Source organism: Rhizobium sp. WYCCWR10014, from assembly GCF_001657485.1.
GTDB lineage: Bacteria > Pseudomonadota > Alphaproteobacteria > Rhizobiales > Rhizobiaceae > Rhizobium.
In genome coordinates, this window is record NZ_LXFU01000052.1 from 219,254 (window position 1) to 240,140 (window position 20,887).

Annotated in this window: 19 protein-coding genes; 12 read left to right on the forward strand and 7 right to left on the reverse strand. The window is 60.0% G+C overall.

What is annotated here, in order from left to right:
- Positions 1-11 precede the first annotated feature (11 nt).
- Positions 12-1,199: a galactarate dehydratase gene (locus tag A6U98_RS33595; RefSeq protein ID WP_011649533.1), complete on the forward strand. Its 1,188-nt coding sequence runs from the start codon at positions 12-14 to the stop codon at positions 1,197-1,199.
- 174 nt (positions 1,200-1,373) lie between these two features.
- Here A6U98_RS33595 and A6U98_RS33600 read toward each other — a convergent pair whose 3' ends face one another.
- From A6U98_RS33600 to A6U98_RS33630, 7 genes are all read right to left on the reverse strand, one after another.
- Positions 1,374-1,946 carry an NADPH-dependent FMN reductase gene (locus A6U98_RS33600; RefSeq protein ID WP_064655529.1) on the reverse strand — a complete coding sequence of 191 codons (573 nt, stop codon included), beginning with the start codon at positions 1,944-1,946 and terminating at the stop codon, positions 1,374-1,376.
- A gap of 83 nt (positions 1,947-2,029) precedes the next feature.
- Complete coding sequence (locus tag A6U98_RS33605) at positions 2,030-2,695, reverse strand: nitroreductase (protein ID WP_064655630.1); 666 nt, start codon at positions 2,693-2,695, stop codon at positions 2,030-2,032.
- A gap of 388 nt (positions 2,696-3,083) precedes the next feature.
- The gene (locus tag A6U98_RS33610; RefSeq protein ID WP_064655530.1) at positions 3,084-3,437 is read right to left on the reverse strand and encodes a metalloregulator ArsR/SmtB family transcription factor; all 354 of its coding nucleotides are present in this window, start codon (positions 3,435-3,437) and stop codon (positions 3,084-3,086) included.
- A 197-nt stretch (positions 3,438-3,634) separates the two neighbouring features.
- On the reverse strand, positions 3,635-4,327 hold the full coding sequence (locus A6U98_RS33615; protein WP_029871203.1) for a response regulator transcription factor: 693 nt from the start codon (positions 4,325-4,327) through the stop codon (positions 3,635-3,637).
- A gap of 1 nt (position 4,328) precedes the next feature.
- Entirely contained in the window at positions 4,329-4,706 is a 378-nt protein-coding gene (locus tag A6U98_RS33620) for a response regulator (RefSeq protein WP_064655531.1), read from the reverse strand.
- A gap of 3 nt (positions 4,707-4,709) precedes the next feature.
- Positions 4,710-5,351, reverse strand: coding sequence for a response regulator (locus A6U98_RS33625; RefSeq protein WP_064655532.1), 642 nt, complete (start codon positions 5,349-5,351; stop codon positions 4,710-4,712).
- Positions 5,348-8,983 (reverse strand): PAS domain-containing protein, encoded by a 3,636-nt coding sequence (locus A6U98_RS33630; protein WP_064655533.1) that lies wholly within the window; start codon positions 8,981-8,983, stop codon positions 5,348-5,350. The genes A6U98_RS33625 and A6U98_RS33630 overlap by 4 nt, the downstream gene beginning before the upstream one ends.
- A 350-nt stretch (positions 8,984-9,333) precedes the next feature.
- On the opposite strand from A6U98_RS33630, the gene A6U98_RS33635 reads away from it, so the two are divergent.
- The 11 genes from A6U98_RS33635 (at position 9,334) to A6U98_RS33680 (ending at position 20,884) form a co-directional block, all read left to right on the forward strand.
- Complete coding sequence (locus tag A6U98_RS33635; RefSeq protein WP_064655534.1) at positions 9,334-10,086, forward strand: NAD(P)H-binding protein; 753 nt, start codon at positions 9,334-9,336, stop codon at positions 10,084-10,086.
- A gap of 179 nt (positions 10,087-10,265) precedes the next feature.
- Positions 10,266-10,484 (forward strand): hypothetical protein, encoded by a 219-nt coding sequence (locus A6U98_RS36525; RefSeq protein ID WP_082934042.1) that lies wholly within the window; start codon positions 10,266-10,268, stop codon positions 10,482-10,484.
- Between the two features lie 333 nt (positions 10,485-10,817).
- Positions 10,818-12,131, forward strand: a complete 1,314-nt coding sequence (locus tag A6U98_RS33640) for a hypothetical protein (protein ID WP_064655535.1) — start codon at positions 10,818-10,820, stop codon at positions 12,129-12,131.
- A gap of 274 nt (positions 12,132-12,405) precedes the next feature.
- A complete protein-coding gene (repA, locus tag A6U98_RS33645) occupies positions 12,406-13,599 on the forward strand; it encodes a plasmid partitioning protein RepA (RefSeq protein WP_064655536.1) in 1,194 nt (397 codons plus the stop codon).
- Positions 13,600-13,603: 4 nt separating this feature from the next.
- A complete protein-coding gene (repB, locus tag A6U98_RS33650) occupies positions 13,604-14,605 on the forward strand; it encodes a plasmid partitioning protein RepB (RefSeq protein ID WP_064655537.1) in 1,002 nt (333 codons plus the stop codon).
- A 154-nt stretch (positions 14,606-14,759) separates the two neighbouring features.
- The gene (repC, locus tag A6U98_RS33655) at positions 14,760-16,064 is read left to right on the forward strand and encodes a plasmid replication protein RepC (RefSeq protein ID WP_064655538.1); all 1,305 of its coding nucleotides are present in this window, start codon (positions 14,760-14,762) and stop codon (positions 16,062-16,064) included.
- A gap of 113 nt (positions 16,065-16,177) precedes the next feature.
- Positions 16,178-17,062 (forward strand): dihydrodipicolinate synthase family protein, encoded by an 885-nt coding sequence (locus A6U98_RS33660; RefSeq protein ID WP_064655539.1) that lies wholly within the window; start codon positions 16,178-16,180, stop codon positions 17,060-17,062.
- A 7-nt stretch (positions 17,063-17,069) separates the two neighbouring features.
- Positions 17,070-17,747 (forward strand): GntR family transcriptional regulator, encoded by a 678-nt coding sequence (locus A6U98_RS33665; protein WP_197496474.1) that lies wholly within the window; start codon positions 17,070-17,072, stop codon positions 17,745-17,747.
- A 55-nt stretch (positions 17,748-17,802) separates the two neighbouring features.
- Entirely contained in the window at positions 17,803-19,131 is a 1,329-nt protein-coding gene (locus A6U98_RS33670; protein WP_064655541.1) for a sugar ABC transporter substrate-binding protein, read from the forward strand.
- Positions 19,131-20,069 carry a sugar ABC transporter permease gene (locus tag A6U98_RS33675; RefSeq protein WP_064655542.1) on the forward strand — a complete coding sequence of 313 codons (939 nt, stop codon included), beginning with the start codon at positions 19,131-19,133 and terminating at the stop codon, positions 20,067-20,069. The genes A6U98_RS33670 and A6U98_RS33675 overlap by 1 nt, the downstream gene beginning before the upstream one ends.
- Entirely contained in the window at positions 20,069-20,884 is an 816-nt protein-coding gene (locus A6U98_RS33680; protein WP_064655543.1) for a carbohydrate ABC transporter permease, read from the forward strand. Before A6U98_RS33675 ends, A6U98_RS33680 begins: the two co-directional genes overlap by 1 nt.
- Positions 20,885-20,887: the final 3 nt, after the last annotated feature.

Genomic DNA, 20,887 nt, shown 5'->3' on the forward strand with positions numbered 1-20,887 from the left:
AGGACAGAAAGATGAAGATCGACCGCATGCGGGTTTTCATGACCCGCGACAAGGACCGTCCGCGCGTGATCGTCGCGCTCGACACCGATGACGGGCTGACGGGTTGGGGCGAATGCTACAATCACGGCCCCGACAAGGCGCTGCCGCCGCTGCTCGATTATCTCTACGGATTTGTCTCCGGCCAGGACCCGACACGCGTGGAGTATCTCGTCAATCTGCTGATCCAGCAGAGCCGGTTTCCGCCGGGCGCGCTTGGCCTTGCCGCGATCTCCGCGCTCGATCACTGCCTGTGGGACCTTGCGGCCAAGGCGGTGAATGTCCCGGTCTACAAGCTGCTCGGCGGCGAAGTCCGCGACCGCATCAAGGTCTATGCCGGTGTCTATACCGCGCCGGATGCGCCGGCGGCCCGCGACGAATTCGATCGCCTCAAGGAGGGGTGGGGTTTCACCGCCTTCAAGCTCAGCCCCTGGCGGATCGACATGCACTCCAACCGCTGGGGCAATGTCGTCAAAGCTTCGGCGGATTATTTCCGCTCGCTGCGCGAAACGGTCAATGACGAATACGAGATCGCCTTCGACGCCCATGCGAAGATTTTCGAGCCGATCGCCGCTCGCCAGCTCGGCAATGCGCTGGCGCCTTATGATCCGCTGTTTTTCGAGGAGCCGCTGCGTCCTGAAAATATCGAGGCCTGGGGCGATCTGAAACAGGGGCTCAACTGCACGCTGGCGACCGGCGAGTCACTCTACAACAGAAACGAGTTCCTGCGCCTGCTGCAGGTCAAGGGCGCGGACCTCATCCAGCCCGATATCTGCGTCGTCGGCGGCATCAGCGAAATGCGCCGCATCGCCACCCTCGCCGAAGCCTTCTTCGTCGGCGTGGCGCCGCACAACCCGATGGGACCGCTTGCGACGGCGGTCAATGTCCATTTTTCGGCGGCGGCACAGAATTTCCGCATCCTCGAATACCGACTGCCGAAGGGACAGGCCTATGTCTATGGCGGCCTCGATATCGAGAAGCGGGAGGGGGAAACCCGCTATGTCGTCGATCCCTATCTGCCGAAGGACGGCTATCTGGAATTGCGTCCCGACCGGCCGGGCTGGGGCGTCGAAATGGACGAGAAGGCGATGGAAGAAGAAGGATACATCCATTGGCAGCGGCGGGTGCCGAAGCGACCTGACGGCTCCTACGCCTTCGCCTGAGGATATTGCGCGCTTCAAAAATAGGAGCTGGCCGCCAGCATGGCCCGGCCAGCTCCCGCAGGCGGACGCTTCTAGAGCAATTCCAGGAAAAGTGTGAAACGGTTTTCCGTCCGGAATTGCGTAAAAACAAAAGGTTAAGAGCGGTTCTGCGCTTCCGTGAAAAGCTGAACCGCTCTAGGCATCTTTCGGCAGCACTGAGCGAACCCTTGCGACGAAAACATGGAAGTCCTGCATGAAAGTGCGAAGGAAATCGGCGGTTTTGTCGTTCGTGACCTCGCCGTCATCGGTGATCAGCCCCGGTGTGAACTGGATGTAGGCTTCCGGGGCATTCATCTGGGGAGAGTTGCAGAAGCTGAGCACACTGCGCAAATTCTGCTGGGCGACTGCTGTGCCTATCGCGCCCGGCGACGTGCCGATCACCGCTGACGGCTTACGTGTGAACGAGTTGGTGCCGTAGGGGCGGCTCGCCCAGTCGATGGCGTTTTTCAGCCCGCCGGGTATGGATCGATTGTATTCGGGCGTGACGAACAGCACGGCGTCGACGGCCGCGATTGCCGCCTTGAATGCCTTGCCAGCCGTAGGGTAGTCGGCGTCATAGTCGTAGCTGTAGAGCGGCAGGTCCTTGAAGGATATCTCCGACATTTCAAGTTCCGGCGGGGCGAGCCGCACCAACGCCTTGGCGAGCTTGCGGTTGATCGAGCCCTTGGCGAGGCTGCCGATGAGATAGCCTACTTTATGCGTGGTCATGGGGTTCTCCGATATCTCGCATGATAAGACGTATCATACGCAAGAATCCTAGAAGGGGTTTCCTGTTCTTCGATCGCAAGTCACTAATCGCTGAGGAACGTGACCGTCTCGTCGAGCGGGGCGCGGCCTGTACGGGCGTAACTGACCGTGGGATCCTCGTACCCGATCGACATGCCGCAGAAGAGGATGAGCCCGTCCGGGGGTGACAGTACCTCTGCGACCGTCTCGCGAACCTGCGACCACGCCATCTGCGGGCAACTGTGCAGACCTTCGGCGCGGAGCAGCAGCATGATGGTCTGCAGATACATGCCGACGTCGGCCCATTGGGGTAGGCCGAGGTCACGGTCGATGTAGCAGAACAGGGCGGCGGGCGCGCCGAAACAGTTCCAGTTGGCGATTGCTGCCCGCTGGCGCGCCTCCCAGTCCTCGCGCGCAATGCCGAGCGCGCTGTAGCGCTCCTTGCCGAAGGCGGACCGGCGCTCCCCGTAGGGCGGCTTCAGCCCGGCCGGGTACATCTCGTACTGCCGCTTGTCCCAGGCGTCGCCATGGGCCACGCGCTCGACGGCGGACGTCTTGAGCTCCGCCAGTGGTGCGCCGGTCATCACGTAGGTGTTCCACGGCTGGATGTTCGATCCTGACGGCGACCAAGCTGCGGCGGACAGCACACGCTCAAGCACCTCCCTCTGCACAGGCTCGTCTTTGAAACCGCGCACCGACCGTCGACTTTTGACTGCCTCATATACGTCCATGATCGCCTCCATGGCGCTGGCCGTTTGCTACGTCCATACTCATGGCCGCTTCCTCCTGACTGTTCCCGTTCCTGATGTGGTTCATTATCTCCATTCGCAATGGAGGCGTAATCACACCGTGGTCTAGGAGGCGTACATCAAACGTACATCAGGGATAGATGCGTTCGGGGGCATGTGGGCGAAGCATCGCGGGGCTCCCGCGCCACGGGCATCCCGGCCTGGACTTACGCCCCTGAACGGCTCAGCTTGGCGCTTACGCTCAAGCCGCAGTCATCTTGTTCGCCGTCTTCGCCATTGCGCTGCTCTTCGTTGCCGCGGCGCCGATCCCGAGTTGCCTACAAGAGCATGCTCCAATCATGAGCCGCAAGAGCAACGCTTCGTCATTTCGTCAGGTGCCTACGGCTCGGACGCGTTCTATTGGGGAGCGAGGGTGCCATCCGAAGATGTCGGCGAGCGTATCGAGCATCGCCGTGGCTGCAGCGGATTGAAGTGAATAGTAGATCGTCTGGGCAGCCCTTCGCGTCTGCACGAGTTCCTGTTCTCGAAGAATTGCCAAATGCTGGGAAGTCGAAGATTGGCTCAATCCCACCTCGTCGGCCAGGACGCTCACGGACATTTCTCCTTCGGCCAACAGATGCAGAATGTGAAGCCGTTTGGCATTCCCCATAGCCGACAGGAAGTTTGCTTCGTTGTCGAAGGTGTTGGTTTCAGAGGAAGGCGCGGCTGACGATTGATTGTTCAAAGCGAGATCTCCTTTGGGGAACCAAAGCCGGGTATCTGGTCATATCCCCGAGCTTTAATTTAGAGATAACGCATGGGTACGGGGCCGAAACCCATTATTGGCGCCGCATCGTCTTTTCCGGCGCGAATCGGATACGGCGCGCATCAAATGGACAGCGTGGCAGATTATCTTCGAGGCCGGCATCCTTCGCCTGTAAGCTAGCGCGGGCCGACCTGGCGCATTTGCGCGGGCAGTGTTTCCCAGGCCCGGATCAGTTCGCCGATGGAGGCAGCCTCCATCTTGTGCATGACATTGCTGCGATGCAGCTTGACCGTCACCTCGCTGATGCCGAGGTCGAAGGCGATCTGCTTGTTGAGGCGGCCGCGCGCCACTTCATGCAGGACCTCGCGCTCGCGCTGCGTCAGTGTCTCCAGGCGCTTGATATTGCGCTTGGTGATCGCCGCTTCGGCTCGTCGCTCGGCATCCATCGCAATGCCCGCAGTCACGGCGTCGAGCAGCGTCTGGTCTCGCACCGGTTTGGTGAGGAAATCCACGGCGCCGGCCTTCATCGCCTGGACGGTCATCGGGATGTCGCCATGCCCGGTCAGGAAAATGATCGGCTTGGAAATGCCGTTTTCGGCCAGATGGCTCTGCAGGTGAAGGCCGCTTGCGCCTGGCATGCGCACGTCGAGGATCAGGCAGCCGGGGCTATCCAATATATCGGCGTCAAGCAGTTCGCGGGTCGAAGCAAAACTGGTCGACTGGAAACCCGCCGACAGGATCAGCTCCGACAGCGCCTCGCGGACCGATGCGTCGTCATCGACGATAATGACGAGCGGCTGATTCTCTTCATAACTGCATTGCAATGATAACGGCGCCGATCTCCGCAGCAACGGCTGGTCAACTCTCATGTCACCCTCCATCTGTCGATTTATGCAAAGCGTGGGCAATGGCTGCCAGCAGGGCCTGGGCATCGAAGGGCTTGCGGAAAAATCCGCTCGCGCCTTGAGCGCGTCCCTGATCGGCTATCTCGTGGCGGCCCGTGATCATGAATACCGGCAGCTCCGGGCGCGACTTCCTCACCAGGTCACGAAGTTCGAAGCCGTCGATGCCAGGCATTCCGATATCGGTGATGAGCAGGTCGAGGTCCGAGAGCCCGTTGACGAGCAGCGAGCCCGCCGATGAGAAGCTGCGGGCCACATAACCCGCAGATTCCAGAAGGTCGCCCATCGATTCAAGCAACCTTGGATCGTCATCGACAATTGCCACGACGTGTCTTGTCTTGTTCATGTTTCAATTCCCTCCCACTCGGCGCGAGTGGGTTATCGGTATTTCCAATCTCTCCGCGATCCGCACCAGATCGGCGAGCGATGCCGCGGCCATTTTCTGCATCACATTTCTTCTATGGATCTGCAGCGTCACTTCGCTGATCCCCAATTCGGCTGCGGCCTGCTTGTTGAGAAGACCGCTGACGACCAGCGGCAGCACTTCGCGCTCGCGCGGCGTCAGGTCGAGATAGTGTTGTCTGAGCGCGTCGATCTCGGCGCGCTCGGCTCTCTTTTCCCGATCCTGAGCAATCGCCGCGTGGATTGCCGCCATGAGGTCCTCATCGCTGAACGGCTTGGTCAGGAAGTCCACCGCGCCATGCTTGATCGCACGCACGGAGGAGGGAATGTCGCCGTGTCCCGTAATGAAGACGATCGGCGGATGATCCCTGTCGGCGATCTGTCTCTGCAGATCGAGACCGTTGATGTCAGGCAGCTCGATGTCCAGCACGAGGCAGGCGGGTACGTCTGGCTTGTCCGCTCTCACGTAGTCGCAGGCCGATTCGAAGGCGATGGCGTGCATGCCATGCGAGTCCAGCAGTTCGCCGAGCGCTTCCCGGATACGTTCATCGTCGTCGACGATGAAGACGATATGGTCGTCGGCCGTCATGGCGCCGCCTTCGTTTCAATAGGCAATGTGAAGATCAACGTCGCTCCGCACGGATTGTTCTTCTCGGCCCACAATCGTCCGCCGTGCAGTTCGACGATCGAGCGGCAGATGGCCAGCCCCATGCCCATGCCGTTTTCCTTGGTCGTAAAGAACGGCTCGAACATCTTTTCGGGAAAGTCGATGCCCTGGCCGCGATCGCTGACCTCGGTCTGGAGGATATTCCCGATCTGGCACACGCGGATTTCGATGACCCTGTCGCCTGTCGCGGCGTCCATTGCCTCGATGCCGTTGCGGATGAGATTGATCAGAACCTGCTGGATCTGGACGCGGTCGATTGCGATGAGTGGAAGGGTGGTGTCGACCTCCACTACCAGCCGAACGTGACGACGCCAGGCCTCGTCGGCCATGAGGTTGCGCGCTTCGTTGACGATACCGGAGAGCGTCGATGGGATCCTCCTGTCCACGGATTGCTTGAACAGAGCGCGAATGCGGCTGACGACATCCGCCGCGGAGTTGGCATCCCGGATGATGCGCTCGACGGTCCTCTGTGCCCGCTCCATATTCGGCGGCTCGGCCATGAGCCAGCGCTGGCAGGCGTGTGAGTTGGCCACGACGGCCGCAAGCGGCTGGTTCACCTCGTGCGCAATGGAGGCCGAAAGCTCGGCCAGGCTCGCTACTTGGCTCGCGCGTGCAAGACCCTCTCGCGCCCGACGCAGATCTTCCTCCGCGTGAACCTCACCGTCGATGTCAAGGCAGATGACATTCCACTGGACGATGACGCCTTCGGCATTGCGCATCGGTGCCGCACGTGTCTCGACCCAGCGATATTCACCATCATGGCGCCGCAGACGGTGCCTACGCGCATAGGGCTCGCCAGTGGACAATGAATGGGCATAGTTTTCTTTGACGCCTGCCACATCGTCGGGATGAACACCGGCATCGAGTGTGCCGGCCAGCCGGGTTTTGCTCGTTCCGTCCAACTCCTCGAGATTGTAACCGAGGAAGTCGCGCAGTTGCTGGCTGCGATAGATCGGTTCTCCATCAGGTGCTGCGCAATCGATCATTGCCGGCAGCGTTTCAACGAGCTGCCAGAGCGATCGTTCTCTCTCCCGCAGTGCCTCCTCGACGCGCAGTTGATCGTCGATGTCATGCGACAGACCATACCATTGGACGATCCGGCCGCTCTCGTCCCGCAGCGGCTCGGCACTGCCTTTCACCCAGCGGTAGACGCCATCGGCGCGCCGCAGGCGATACTGGCTGGAGAAGCGCTCCCCCGTAGCGAAGGAATGGTTGAGCGCTTGCTCGAGGCTGGCTGCATCGTCGGGATGGACGGCGGCCTCGATGAGCGCCGCCAGCCGGCTGGCGCCCGGCTTTTCCATATCGGCAATGTCGAGACCGAGAAAATCGATCAGGCGCTGGTTGAAGAAGGTCGGAGCCCCTTCCGGATTGAGCCGCCAGAGCAGGCTCGGAACCATGTCTACGAGTTGCGAAAGCTCCCGCTCCCGGTCGCGTAGCGCTTCCTGCGCGCGCATCTCGTCGTCGATGTCGACTGAGATCACATACCATTGCATGATTGCGCCGCTTTGATCCCGCAGTGGTTCTGCGCGGCCGTCGACCCAGCGATAGGCTCCGTCGAAACGGCGCATGCGATATTTTATCGAGAAGGGATCGCCGCTGGCGAGGGAGCTGTGAACCGTCTCGAGCAACCTCGATGCGTCATCGGGATGGACGAGGGTGTGAATGACCGAGGAGAGGCGGCTCATGCCGGGCTTGTCCATATCGCCAACATCGAGACCGAAAAAGTCGATCAGGCGCTTGTTGAAGAAGACCGGTTCGCCTTCCGGCGTCAGGCGCCTGATCTGGACCGGGACCATGTCCACGAGTTGCGACAGCTCGCGTTCGCGGTCGCGCAACGCCTCCAGCGCGCGCACCTCCTCGTCGATATCGAGGGAGACGCCGTACCATTGCACGACCGTTCCGTCGTCGTCGCGACGCGGCTCCACCCTGCATTCGGCCCAGCGGTAGACGCCATCCTTTTCAAGCCAGCGAAACCGCATGACGGAGCCGCCGCCAGTTTCAAAACAATTGCGTAGCGTGCGCTGCACGTCGGACGCATCCTCGGGATGAATCAGCTGCTGCAGCAGCTCGTCGATGCGCGGTTCGGCCCGCGCGTCGAAATTGGCGATGACGGCGCGGAAATGATCCTGGTAGCGTTTGTTGAAGTAGGTCGATCCGCCTGTCGGTTCCACGCTCCAGATGCGGACCGGCACGGCGTCGATCATCTGCTGAAGCTGTCTTTCGCTCCGCCGAATGGCCTCTTCGGCACGCATCTGATCGTCGATATCGTGACAAAGGCCGTACCACTGGACGATGTTTCCGGCCTGATCGCGCATCGGCTCGGCGCGGCTCGACATCCAGCGATAGAGACCATCGGCGCGCCGCAGCCGATACCGCATGACGAAGCTCTCGCCGGTGGCGAGGCAATGGCGAAGGGCGTCCCTGAAACCGGCTGTATCATCGGGATGAACGGTGGCCTGCAGGACCGCCTCCAGCCGGCTCATGCCTGGCCTGTCCGAGTCCGCCACGTCAAGACCCAGGAAATCGACCATCCGCCTATTGAAGAAGGTCGGCTCGCCCTCGGGCGTCAGACGCCAGACATGGCTCGGAACCATGTCTACGAGTTGCGAGAGCTCCTGTTCCCGGTCGCGCAACGTCTCCACGTTTTGGCGCAATGTGAGTACTGCCAGCTGGTGCTGTCGGGATATGGCGGCGACAATCAGCGCCGAAAATGCCGAGATGGCCAGAAACAGCTGCAGCATGATCTGATTGTGTTTCTGAGATTCGGGATCGCCGGCAAACTGGCTGGCGCCCGTTATCGTGAAGACCGCCGTGATCAGAGCAAGCAGAGCGAGCGATACCGCGGCGCCCTTGAACTCGAAGCGGACGGCGGCCCAGAGAAGTGGCGGCATGATGATATAGGCAAAAGGAAGGTAGCCGCTCAGCGAAAGAGCTGCGACACCGAGAAAGATCAGCCCCAGGACGCAGGCTTCCACCCATTGCGCGGGCGAGAACTGCGTCTTGCTGCGCCAGCTGTGAAAGAGGACCAACGCCAGCGGCGACACGATGAGGACACCGGTTGCGTCTCCGATCCACCATAGCGGCCAGGCCGTCGTGAAGGATTGCGATTGGATCGCGAACCAGGCAAGCGTGGCACTTCCCACGGTCGCGCTCACGATCGGTGCAATTCCGGCAGCCAGGACGACGAATGTGAGTACTTCCTGCAGAGTTTCCATCTGAACAGGGTGCTTCAAGGTCCGGTTCACCAGCCATGCCGCGACCATTGCTCCAAGAGCGTTGCCGACATAAATCAGGAAGGCCGCAGGCACGGGGCTGTAGAACCACAGGGAATTGCTGAACATCTCTGCCAGGCAGCCCGCCAGGATCCACCATGGCCAGCTGCGCCTGGAGGCGAGGATGAGGGTCGCGACGAAAAGCCCGCCCGGAGGCCAGATGGAAATACCCGTTCCCGGCACGATTGCCAGCGACTGTGCGAAGCCGCAGGCGAGTACATAGGCGAGGAAGAAAAGCCCCAGTTGCAGGAGTTGGGGACGGTGCGACCAGACGCTCAGCATCAACTGCTCCTGCCGGACAGAGAGAACCGGGGGATCAACAGTATTTCCTGCAGCAGTCGTCGTCGATTTCGGGGCTGGCGAGCTCATGTTACAAAGCGTAATCCCGTCGCACCACAACCGCAACTCATGGAAACCCATGCATTGCGCGGGAATGTAGCCGGAATTTTCGGGCGAACGACGGATCGGAAGGCTGTTCTGCCTTCTCGATGGCGATCCTAGACTTCAGGCTGGTTCCGCTATGCCCTACGGCTAGGGCGTCCGACCTCAGGCACGATGGAAGGCGTCCGGCTTTCCGGTCATTGTCGATCCGCGTGAGGCATTGCAGAAAACGTGCAACAAAGGATGCCGATATGAAAGTCACGGTGGTGGGAGCAAGCGGTCTCATCGGAACGCGGCTCAGCGAGAAGTTGCGCCGATCGGGCCATGACGTCGCGGCCGCATCATTGTCGCTTGGCGTCGACACGGTTACCGGCAAGGGTCTTAATGTGGCGATGGCGGGAACCGAAGTCGTTGTGGACGTGACCAATGCCGCATCCTTCGGCGACAGTTCGGCGTTCGATTTCTTCAAGGCGTCGACGAAGAACCTGCTCGCAGCTGCGGCGCAAGCCGGCGCCAGGCACTATCTTGCACTCTCCGTCGTTGGCACGCCGCGCCTCGTGGAGAGCGACTATTTTCGCGCGAAAATGGTGCAGGAAAATCTCATCCGGGCTTCAAGTCGACCCTACACGATCCTCCGCTCCACGCAATTTTACGAGTTCATAAACGGATTGATCGACATCGGGACTGACGGCAATGTCTTTCGATTGCCATCAGCCTTCATGAGGCCTGTCGCAGCCGGGGATGTCGCCGCATTCCTGGCGGAACTGGCAGCCGGCGCACCCTCGGGCGATGTCGTCGAAATCGGCGGCCCGGAGCAGTTCGGCATCGACGAGATCGCCCGGATCTATCTCGCCGCGAACGAAGACGAACGGCAGGTGATAACCGATCGATCCACGTCGTATTTCGGGGTTGAATTGAGCGAAGACGCGCTGCTTCCTGATGCAGGTGCGCGGGTGGCAACCGAGAAACTATCTGACTGGCTCTACCAATCGATGGGGGAGTAGGCCGTGCGGCTTATCTTCCAGCCGGTAGGGGACTAAAAATTGACCCACCACAGAACGTTCATCTGGCTGCGATTAGAACCCTCAAAGGCTCACCGCAATCTTTAAATCGAGATGAACGCGGGTTAAGGCTTGCCTCCTGAAAGATTGGCGGCGGGTACAATAATGAGCGAGCATATTCCGTGTCGGTTGAGCAGCGTTCACCCCAGCAAATCAGTGCTTCGGGGACGCCCAAGGTTGACGAAAAGACAGCCATTGCCGATCTCTATTTGGGTCAGCAGGTCCGCCCTTACCTCCTCGCCAACAACCGCTTTTATGTGCCGCCACTTTTGGCTCTTCGCATGTGCGGGCACCGGTACACCTTCTCGCAAGAACAGCGTTACTTCAGGAGCTTCGTCTGATTTGTAGATGCAAATTCTCACAGGCTCACATCCCTGTTAGCAGTGAATATTGTGCACTGCAAAACAAGAAATGGCAAACATTCATTTGCCGGGTAAGTCAACGTTAGGCCAGTGCAGGCCCGTGATGCTGAGGCGCTCCCTGCCGGCCGATGCTGAGGACGGTGTCTGTCGGAAGGTCGAGGGGAGCGACGCCGGAGGTTCGGATGTTTTCACTAAGTCGCCGGGGTTCATAACCTCGAAGCATTCAGGAAACCTTTATGAAGCTTAGGGTTGAACTAGTCGCACCCCGCTCCAAATCCCGTCGGCAGCAGTCAAAAAAGAGGGGAGGCGCACATGGGTAACGCACAGATCGATCGGGTCGGTCGGGTAAGATCAGGCTTGGGTTTCATTCTCGTCCTCGTCTCCCTCCTGTCCAGCCCTCAATCCTTCGCCGCACCCGCCGATATCGGCGGCCTGACGGTGACCCTGCCCGATGCCGCTTCCGGCTGGAGGAAAGCCGGCAAGGGCAATCTCTTCATGCTGCAGAAGGATTTTCCGGAAACGGAGGACGACAAGCGCGGCAGTGCTCTGATTCAGATTACCAAGCCTCTCTCGGCAGCGCGCAATTCTCTGCAGGCCGGCATGAAGACCTTCGTCGCAACGCTTCCCGACATGGCAAAGGAAGATATCCTGATCAAGCATTATGGGGTCACGGTGAACGGCGACGACATCCGCGTGGAAGAACGCTGCTGCGTCCACCAGAAGAACGTGACCATCAACCAGATCGTCGTCGGCATCGCCGGCGACAAGCGGCAGGTCTATCTTCAGCTCGTGCTCCTGAATGTGAACGGCGACAGAAGCAGTAGTGCCGAGGCCGATTTCGCAACCCTTGTGCGCTCGGTCAAGCTTGATCCTTCCGACAAAGATTTCGATCTCGTGCCGGCGAGTGACGACGGCGAGCTGGGCGGCGTCTTTACCCATCTCGATACCGGACTCCGGCCGAACGTCTTCGGCGGCATGGATTTCTATTCGGACAGCACGATTACCATGTTCGATCCGAAGGGTCTGTTCAGCACGGAGCTGCCGAAGGGCGGTCGGAGCATTGCCGAACATTGCAAGGACACCCCGACCGTTTGCGGTCTTTACAAGCTTACCGGCGGCGGCTTCTTCTCCTCCGCCGGGTCGATCGAAATGCGCAGTGTCACCTCTGCTTACGGCACGATCGAGATCGAGACGAAACCATTCTCGAAAAAGGGCGAAGACCTGGTGATTGCCGACGCAGACTACCGCGCCGTGCCGCCATTTGATGAGGGTGCGACGCTCGACGGCGAATGGGTATCCACCTTTGCCTCCAGCGGCACGACCGCGACCTCATCGGGATCGGTGGCGTCCAGCCATACGCTGACGCTTCATCGAAACGGCACTTTCGAACGCACAGGCTGGTCCGGCGCCTCGATGACGAACGAAATCGGCGGATCGCGATCGGGCGTGACCACATCAGGCAATCGGCCGGGCGCAAGCGGACGCTACAAGCTTTCCGGCTACCGTCTCGACCTGACCGACGCGAGCGGCAAGACGGAAAGTATGAGCATATTCGAACCGGACAAAGGTTCCGACGGGCTTCTGGTGATCAACGGCAACAACTACCTGAAGGACGACGGGAAATAGGGAGACAGCGCCCAACATATTGATGAATATGGATTTCGACGCCGAATTCATTGACCTCCCGGTCGGCTTGAAAGCCGCCCGGCCTATCAGTCATTTCGAGCCAATGGCATTGCTCACACTGCCTGAAATCTGCCTGACATCGCCAGCCGTCTCGGCGGGCTGAAACGGGCGGTTTGGTTAAGCATTTGTAAATTGGTAACGAATCGAGGCATATAGTAACTGCGCAACTGAAGCGCTTTCGTTCAAAATTGCGCAGTTACTTGGGAAAAAGATCATGCAGCCGAGTCTTGCTCTTCAGGACGATCAAGAGCACCTCCCATCGCTTCTGGCAACAGATGCGAAGGAGTTATCCTATCAACTTCAGCAGCATCAGGCAAAAATCTTCCCCCCGCTGTCGCAAAAAACCATCAGAACATTTTCGCCGGCGGAAGCTGCGGCCTTCATCGGTATCGGCGAAGGTTATCTCCGCCAGGTGGCCGCCGACGGCCATGGGCCCGATCCGCTCGCGAACGGGCGGCGGCTTTACAGTGCAACCGATATGGATCGAATTCGCCGGGTCCTCGACGAGCGAAACGGAACGCCGAAATATGTGCCGGCCCGCAGGCCGGGGGAAAAGCTCCAGATCGTCTCCGTCATGAACTTCAAGGGTGGCTCGGGCAAGACCACCACTGCGGCCCATCTGGCGCAGTTCATGGCGCTCAGGGGCTACCGCGTGCTCGCCGTCGACCTCGATCCGCAGGCCTCCTTGTCCGCCTTGTTCGGCCATCAGCCGGAGTTCGACGTCGGAGAGGGCGAAACGATTTACGGTGCGATCCGATATGAGGATCCCCGCCCCATCGCCGACATCGTGCGCGCCACCTACACACCCAATCTGCATCTCATTCCAGGCAATCTCGAGCTGATGGAGTTCGAGCACGAGACCCCGAAGGCGATGGCGTCGGGTACGGCGGAGACTATGTTCTTTGCCCGCATCGGCGAGGTCCTGACGGAGATCGAAAGCCTCTACGACGTCGTGGTCATCGACTGCCCGCCGCAGCTGGGGTTCCTGACGATGTCGGCGCTCTGCGCGGCAACCTCGGTCTTGATCACGGTTCACCCGCAGATGCTGGATGTCATGTCGATGTCGCAGTTTCTGACGATGACGAGTGAGCTGATGTCGGTCGTGGAAAAGGCCGGCGGGCGTACCAGCTATGATTGGATGCGCTATCTCGTGACGCGGTTCGAACCGAACGACGGGCCGCAAAGCCAGATGACCGGCTTCATGCGGGCGATCTTCGGCAATCGAATGCTCCACAACGCCATGGTGAAGTCGACGGCGGTCGCCGATGCCGGCGTCACCAAGCAGACACTCTACGAGGTCGAGCGGTCGCAGTTCACACGCGGAACCTACGATCGGGCACTGGAATCACTCAACCTCGTGAACGGCGAGATCGAGGCGCATATTCGCTCGACCTGGGGGAGGAAATAGATAGATGGCGCGCAAGAACCTCATCGAAATTTCCGCTCCGAACCCGGAAAGGATGGACGCGGTCGCACCACGCGACAATCGTCCGATCGCCGGATTCGTGCCGCAGGAGCGCAGTGCTGCGCCTGTCGGCGGCATTACCAAGACGCTCGGCAACATTACCGAGAAAATGGAGCGCGCGAGTGAACTGGAACGGCAGCTTGCCACCGGCCAGACCATCGTCGAACTCGATCCCGGCCTGATCGACGCTTCCTTCGTCAGCGATCGATTGGCGATCGATCCGGCCGAACTCGCGCAACTTGTCGAGCAGATCCGCGAGCACGGGCAACAGGTTCCGATCCTTGTCCGCCCGCATCCCGAAACCAGGGGACGCTATCAGGTCGCTTACGGCCATCGACGCCTGGCGGCCACCCGAGAAATCGGCATCCGGGTGCGTGCGGTCGTCCGCGATCTCACCGACGGTCAGCTGGTCGTCAGCCAGGGACAGGAAAACAGCGCTCGAACCAATCTCTCCTACATCGAGCGTGCGCTCTTCGCATCGCGGCTCGAGGAACGCAGCTTTGGCCGCGATGTCATCATGGCGGCTCTCGGCGTGGACAAGGCGGCGCTGTCGAGAATGCTGATCGTCATCCGACAGGTCCCCCTGGAGCTCGTCAACGCCATCGGCGCCGCGCCCGATATCGGCCGCCGGCGATGGTTGGAACTGGGCGAGCGGCTTGAGAAAGCCGACGTCGAAAAGATTGTCGCGGAGTTGTCCGCGGACGACGCGCGCAAAATTTCGAGCGACGAGCGGTTTCAGCGGGCGCTCGTTCTGGCAACGAAGAAGACGGCTGCGCCGAAGCCGGCGGTGGCCAAAACCCAGCTTAGTGGGGTGCCTGTCATGATCAAGAAGACAGCATCCGGTGCGACCTTCGTCTTCGACGGCAAGACCGCACCCGGTTTTGATCAATTCGTCCAGGAAAGGCTGAAGGGCCTGTTCCTGGAGTTCAACAAGGACAGAGGAGCGTAGCGCGCAAAAGAAAAAGGCCCCCAACGACGACGCCGTGGAAGCCCTTCTCAGATCTTAAGCACATCGAGAATCGCATTTCCCCGAATCACAGTCAAGCGTCTTAGGCACCAAATTGGTGGATGGTTTTCTTTTGCCTGAACGAAGGTGAAGGCAAATGGAGAGTGGATATGTGACGACGCCCTTTGGGCGGCGGCCGATGTCGCTTGGCATGCTGGCAAGCCAGCAACTGGCCGAGACCATCGAGCCAGGAATGAAACGCAGCAAATGGAAGCTGTTCAGGGCGATCTGCGAAGCGCGGCCGGCGCTTGGCGTCACCGATCGGGCGCTGACGGTGCTCGACGCACTTTTGACCTTTTACCCTGACGACGAAATTTCCGAGGAAAAGGGGCTGATCGTTTTCCCGTCGAATGCGCAGCTTTCGTTGCGCGCTCGAGGCATGACGCCAGCCACCCTCAGGCGGCATCTTGCCGTGCTGGTCGAGGCCGGCCTCATCCTGCGCAAGGACAGCCCGAATGGAAAGCGCTATGCGCGCCGTGACAGGGCAGGGGCCGTCGGCGAGGCGTTCGGCTTCAGCGTCGCGCCGCTTCTGGCGCGTGCTGTCGAAATCGAAAGTCTGGCCGCTCAGGCGGTTGCCGACCGGGAGCTGCTACGGGTGACCAGGGAACGCCTGACGCTGTGCCGGCGTGATATTTCCAAGTTGATCGCGACGGCACTCGAAGAAGAGATTTCCGGTGATTGGGAAGGCATTTCGGCGATGTTTCGGACTCTTCTCGTTCGAATTCCGCGCGTGGCGACAGCCGAAGCACTGGCACCGCTGCTCGACGAGATGGGACTGCTGCGCGCCGAGATCGTCAACATGCTGGAAAGACGGATAAAAACACAAAAAATAGACGCCAATGAGTCTCAAATTGAGCATCACAAACAGAATTCAAAACCCGACTCCCCTTATGAATTTGAACCAAGCTTCGAAACGAAGCAGGGCGAAAAGGCAGCGGCCGATAACGACCCGAACGCCGGGCCGTCGGACGAGCGAAGATTGATACAGCAAAGGCCGTCCGGCGGAATGAGCAACAGGGCGGGAGGCGCGGCCGATCCAGGGGCCGGGCCAAGCCTGAAATCCTTCCCGCTCGGCCTCGTCGTCCAGGCCTGCCCCAGTATTCTCGATTACGGGCCTGGTGGAACGATCGGCAATTGGCGAGATCTGATGTCGGCGGCCGTCGTCGTGCGCTCGATGCTCGGCGTCAGTCCCTCGGCTTATGAGGAAGCCTGCTCGGGCATGGGACCGGAAAACGCTGCAACCGTGATCGCCTGCATTCTGGAAAGGGGAGGGCACATTAATTCGCCCGGGGGTTATCTCAGAGATCTGACCCGAAGGACTGAAAGGGGCGAATTTGCGATCGGCCCGATGCTGATGGCGCTCGTGCGGGCGAATGGGCCGATGGCGAGGCATGCCAGCTGATCATGCAAAAGCGACTGCCTCGACAGTCTTACAGCGAAGCAGCGCGCAATCAGCTCTTTACAGCTAACATGTTAGTTTGCTACATCTGGTCCGTTCATTGGGAGGAAGCATATTTGACACAAAAATTCGGGCTCTCTGTTGCTCTTGCCACGCCGTTCGACAGCAATGGCAATATCGCGATCGAGGCGATGATCGAGCAGGCACGGCGAAGCCTCGCTTCGGGGTGCTCGAGTGTGACCCTGTTTGGAACGACGGGTGAAGGTTCGTCCATCGGCACGCGGGAACGTGAGCGTGTTCTCGCTTCCATGCTTGATAGCGGAATAGCAGCAAAGCAGATCATCGTCGGCGTCCTGGTTGACGCGGCCGAGGATGCGGCGATGCAGGCCGGCCATGCTCTTTCCAAGGGAGCCCGCAATATCCTTCTTGCTCCTCCTTCCTATTTCAAGAACGTGAGTGACGATGGCGTCTTCCAGTGGTTTTCGGCTGTCTTCGCCATCCTGGGCGACAAGGCGCGAGACATCATCGTCTACAATATTCCCTCGGTCACCATGGTTCCGCTGAGCGTATCGCTGATCGGCCGGCTGCGGGCGGCCTTTCCCAATGTGGTTACGGGCGTCAAGGATTCCTCCGGCGACTGGCCTTACACCGAAGCGCTGCTGAAGACGCATGGCGATCTCGTTATCCTGGTAGGCGACGAACGTCACCTGGCGAAGGGCGTGCGGCTTGGCGGCCAGGGTGCGATCTCCGGCATGGCGAATTTCGTACCTCGCGAAGTCAAGCTGATGGCGGAGGAAGGCAAGGACGATTCTCGCATCGAGGATTTTGTGGCCGAACTGTTGAAATTTCCGGTGACCGCTGCCGTGAAAACCATGGTGACTCATCTGACGTCGGATGAAATCTGGCTTGCGGTTCGCCCACCACTCGTTTCAATATCCGACGAAGGGCAGGCGCAACTCGCTCTTGCGTTCGACACTCTTTTCCGCTCGAAGGCGGCATAGGTCGGAGATGTTTCTGGGAGAGGCGATGGACGGAACGGACGAGCAGCCGACACTGCGGGAAAAGGCGTATGAGAGCTTCACACGCCATCTTCTTGCGCGTGACGTGCGCCCCGGCCAGTTCGTTTCGCAGCGCCGCCTCGTCGAGCTGACAGGGCTGACGCTTGGCGCCATCCGCGAGCTCATCCCGAGGCTCGAAGCCGAAGGTCTGATCAAGACGGTGCCCCAGCGGGGGTTGCAGATCGCGCATATCGACCTGAACCTTATTCGCGAGGCGTTCCAGCTGCGCGTGTTCCTGGAGAAGGAAGCCGTCGCGCTTTTCACCCGCTCCGCGTCTGACGAGACGGTTGCCGGGCTTGTGAAGCAGCATCGGGATATCGCCGACGCCATTCGAAAGGGCGATGGATCGCACGAATTGGAAGTACACGCGCAAGCTGTCGATTGGGGCATGCATGACGCCTTTATCGATGCTTTGGGAAATACCATTATCTCGAACGCCTACCGGGTGAACTCAATCAAGATGCGCCTGATCAGTCAGGACCGTTTTCGCATCGATGGTCACGTCGGACCTGTCATGGTTGAGCACCTGAAGGTGCTCGAGGCGATCGAACGACGATCGGCGGAGGACGCCGTCAGCAGCCTTGTCGCACATATCAATCATGCAAGAGATCGTGCGCTCAGGATATAATCGGAAATAAACAGCCGGGGGTGAGGAGATCGCCGGCAAAAGGAGGAGGAATCACATGTCATCGTTTTTGAATCCGACGAGGCGCGGCTTTCTGGCGGGTACGGCCGCTTTTGGCGCCGGCAGCATGCTCGGCGTCCGGTTGGCATCGGCTGCCGTCGATTGGAAGCGCTTTGCCGGCACGACGCTCGAAGTCAACCTGGTCAAGAGCCCGCGCAGCGAAATACTGATGAAGTACCTGTCCGAATTCGAGGAGCTCACCGGCATCAAGGTCAATGCCGAAGCGACGCCCGAACAACAGCAGCGTCAGAAGACGACCATCGAGCTGAGCTCCGGCAAGCCGAGCTTCGATGTCGTGCACATGAGTTATCATGTCCAGAAGCGGCAGTTCGAAAAGGGCGGCTGGCTTGCCGATATCGGCGGTTTTCTCAAGGATCCCTCTCTGACCGATCCGTCTCTGGTTGAAAGCGACTTCGCCGAAGCCGGCCTGACTTTTGCCAAAGATCCGGACGGCGTGCTGCGTTCGCTTCCATTCTCGGTCGACTACTGGATCATCTATTGGAACAAGGCGCTGTTCGAGAAGAAGGGGCTTGCCTACCCGACGACATTCGAAGAACTCGCCAGTGCTGCGGAGGCGCTCACCGATCCTTCAACCAACACCTACGGCTTCGTCGCCCGCGGCCTGAAGAACGCCAACACACCGGTCTGGACGTCGCTGCTGCTCGGCTATGGTTCGAGCCCGCTCGGCCCTGATGGCAAGCTGCGCACGACATCGCAAGAAGCGATCGATGCGGCCAAGCTTTACCAAAGACTGATGACCAAGACCGCCCCTCCCGGCGTCTCCGGCTTCAACTGGGCCGAGGCGCAGTCGGCCTTCCTGCAGGGCAAGATCGGCATGTGGCTGGACGGCGTCGGTTTTGCGCCGCCGATCGAGAATCCGGAAAAGTCGCGCGTCGTCGGCCAGGTCGGTTACGGCATCATGCCGAAAGGTCCGAAGGCACAGGCCGCAGGCACCTTCGGCGACGGGCTTGGCGTCTTCGCGGCAAGCCAGAAGAAAGAAGCCGGCTACCTCTTTTGCCAATGGGCGATTTCGCATGAAATGGGCGCACGTCTTCTGCAGGCCGGTGCCGGCGTTCCTTTCCGCCAGTCCGTCCTTGAGGATGCGAAGGTCCGCGAAGGCGTCAAGATGCCGGGCGCTTGGCTTGATGCCGTCGTCGGTTCCGGCAAGATCTCGCAGCTCGCGCTGCCGGTCATCATTCCGGTCACCGAGTTCCGCGACGTTTATGGCGTCGGTCTCACCAACATGATCGGCGGCGCCGATCCCGAAACCGAACTGAAGGCAGCGACGGCGCAGTTCGAACCGGTCCTGGCGAAAAGCGAGGGATAATGGCCTCGACAAGCATCGAAACGGCCGCAGTGGCCAAGACGTCGAAAGGAGGGAGCAAACCGGATCGGTTTGCTCCCAACTACTGGCCTTTCGTCATCCCGGCGCTCATCGTCATTGCGGCCGTCATCGTTTTTCCATGGGTGTTTACCCTTTGGATGAGCGTCAACAGCTGGACGCTTGGCCAGTCCCAGGTCTTTGCGGGACTGGACAACTATGCCCGCCTGGTCGTGGACATGCGCTTCTGGGACTCGCTGTGGCATACGGTGCTCTATACGACGCTCTCCGTGGTGGCGCCCCTTTTCCTGGGAACGCTCGCCGCGCTGATCTTCGATACGCAATTTCCGCTGCGCGGCCTTCTGCGCGGCATATTCGTGATGCCGATGATGGCCACACCCGTCGCCATCGCGCTCGTCTGGACGATGATGTTCCACCCGCAGCTCGGCGTCCTCAACTATCTTCTCTCCTTCATCGGTATCGGCCCGCAGGAGTGGATTTATAATCAGAACAGCGTCATCCCATCGCTGGTGCTGGTCGAGACCTGGCAGTGGACGCCGCTTATCATGCTGATCGTGCTCGGCGGTCTGGCGGCGGTTCCGCGCGAGCCCTATGAAAGTGCCGAAATCGACGGAGCCAATGTCTGGCAAAAATTTCGCTATCTGACGCTGCCGATGATCGCGCCGTTCCTGATGATTGCCGTGATGATCCGCAGCATCGATGCGGTGAAAAGTTTCGACATCATCTACGCCATGACCCAAGGCGGTCCGGGCACGGCGTCGGAAACGATCAACATCTATCTCTACAACACTGCTTTCGCTTACTACGATATTGGCTATGGATCTGCGATGGCGGTCGTCTTCTTCATCCTCATCGTCCTGCTCGCCTTCGTCCTGATGATGCTGCGGCAGCGCGCGAACTGGTCCGACGGGGAGGCACGCTGATGAAGCGCAAGACGCTCGATCGCATCGGACTGCTGTTTGTTGCCCTCGTGATGATATCGCCGGTCGTCCTGTTTTTCCTCTGGATGATCTCGCTGTCGCTGAAATATGAAATCGACAACGGCGCTTATCCGCCGATCTTCATCCCGGAGCGCTTTGCCTGGTCGAACTATCTGAAGGTTTTCGAGGAAAACAATTTCTTCCTCTATCTCTGGAATTCGGTGCTGGTGACGGGTGCGGCCACGCTCCTGGCGCTGCTGATCGGCGTGCCGGCCGGATATGGCATCGCGCGCCTGAAGGCTGAGAAGTCTGCGTTGGTCATCATGATCGCGCGCATGACGCCGGGCCTTTCCTTCCTGATCCCGCTCTTCCTGCTGTTCCAGTGGCTGAACCTGCTCGGCACGCTGCTGCCGCAGATCATTATCCATCTCGTCGTCACCGTGCCCATCGTCGTGTGGATCATGATCGGTTATTTCGAGACGACGCCGATGGAACTCGAAGAGGCTGCAAGCATCGACGGCGCAACACCCTGGCAGGTTTTCCGGCTGGTCGCCTTGCCGATTGCCAGGCCGGGCATCGTCGTCGCCTTCATCCTGTCGGTCATCTTCTCGTGGAACAACTTCGTCTTCGGCATCGTGCTCGCCAGCCGCGAGACCCGCACGCTCCCTGTCGCGGTCTACAACATGCTTTCGTTCGAGCAGGTCAGTTGGGGACCGCTGGCGGCGGCGGCGTTGATTGTCACCTTGCCGGTGCTGATATTGACGGTGTTTGCGCAACGGCAGATCGTGGCGGGCCTGACGGCCGGAGCCGTCAAGTGAGCG

What these genes read in the sequence shown, in the direction of transcription:
- A6U98_RS33595 (WP_011649533.1), top strand. Translation starts at nt 12, where the DNA reads ATGAAGATCGACCGCATGCGGGTTTTCATGACCCGCGACAAGGACCGT.
- A6U98_RS33600 (WP_064655529.1), bottom strand. Translation starts at nt 1,946, where the DNA reads ATGACCACGCATAAAGTAGGCTATCTCATCGGCAGCCTCGCCAAGGGC.
- A6U98_RS33605 (WP_064655630.1), bottom strand. Translation starts at nt 2,695, where the DNA reads ATGGACGTATATGAGGCAGTCAAAAGTCGACGGTCGGTGCGCGGTTTC.
- A6U98_RS33615 (WP_029871203.1), bottom strand. Translation starts at nt 4,327, where the DNA reads ATGAGAGTTGACCAGCCGTTGCTGCGGAGATCGGCGCCGTTATCATTG.
- A6U98_RS33620 (WP_064655531.1), bottom strand. Translation starts at nt 4,706, where the DNA reads ATGAACAAGACAAGACACGTCGTGGCAATTGTCGATGACGATCCAAGG.
- A6U98_RS33625 (WP_064655532.1), bottom strand. Translation starts at nt 5,351, where the DNA reads ATGACGGCCGACGACCATATCGTCTTCATCGTCGACGACGATGAACGT.
- A6U98_RS33630 (WP_064655533.1), bottom strand. Translation starts at nt 8,983, where the DNA reads ATGCTGAGCGTCTGGTCGCACCGTCCCCAACTCCTGCAACTGGGGCTT.
- A6U98_RS33635 (WP_064655534.1), top strand. Translation starts at nt 9,334, where the DNA reads ATGAAAGTCACGGTGGTGGGAGCAAGCGGTCTCATCGGAACGCGGCTC.
- A6U98_RS33640 (WP_064655535.1), top strand. Translation starts at nt 10,818, where the DNA reads ATGGGTAACGCACAGATCGATCGGGTCGGTCGGGTAAGATCAGGCTTG.
- repA (WP_064655536.1), top strand. Translation starts at nt 12,406, where the DNA reads ATGCAGCCGAGTCTTGCTCTTCAGGACGATCAAGAGCACCTCCCATCG.
- repB (WP_064655537.1), top strand. Translation starts at nt 13,604, where the DNA reads ATGGCGCGCAAGAACCTCATCGAAATTTCCGCTCCGAACCCGGAAAGG.
- repC (WP_064655538.1), top strand. Translation starts at nt 14,760, where the DNA reads ATGGAGAGTGGATATGTGACGACGCCCTTTGGGCGGCGGCCGATGTCG.
- A6U98_RS33665 (WP_197496474.1), top strand. Translation starts at nt 17,070, where the DNA reads ATGTTTCTGGGAGAGGCGATGGACGGAACGGACGAGCAGCCGACACTG.
- A6U98_RS33670 (WP_064655541.1), top strand. Translation starts at nt 17,803, where the DNA reads ATGTCATCGTTTTTGAATCCGACGAGGCGCGGCTTTCTGGCGGGTACG.
- A6U98_RS33675 (WP_064655542.1), top strand. Translation starts at nt 19,131, where the DNA reads ATGGCCTCGACAAGCATCGAAACGGCCGCAGTGGCCAAGACGTCGAAA.
- A6U98_RS33680 (WP_064655543.1), top strand. Translation starts at nt 20,069, where the DNA reads ATGAAGCGCAAGACGCTCGATCGCATCGGACTGCTGTTTGTTGCCCTC.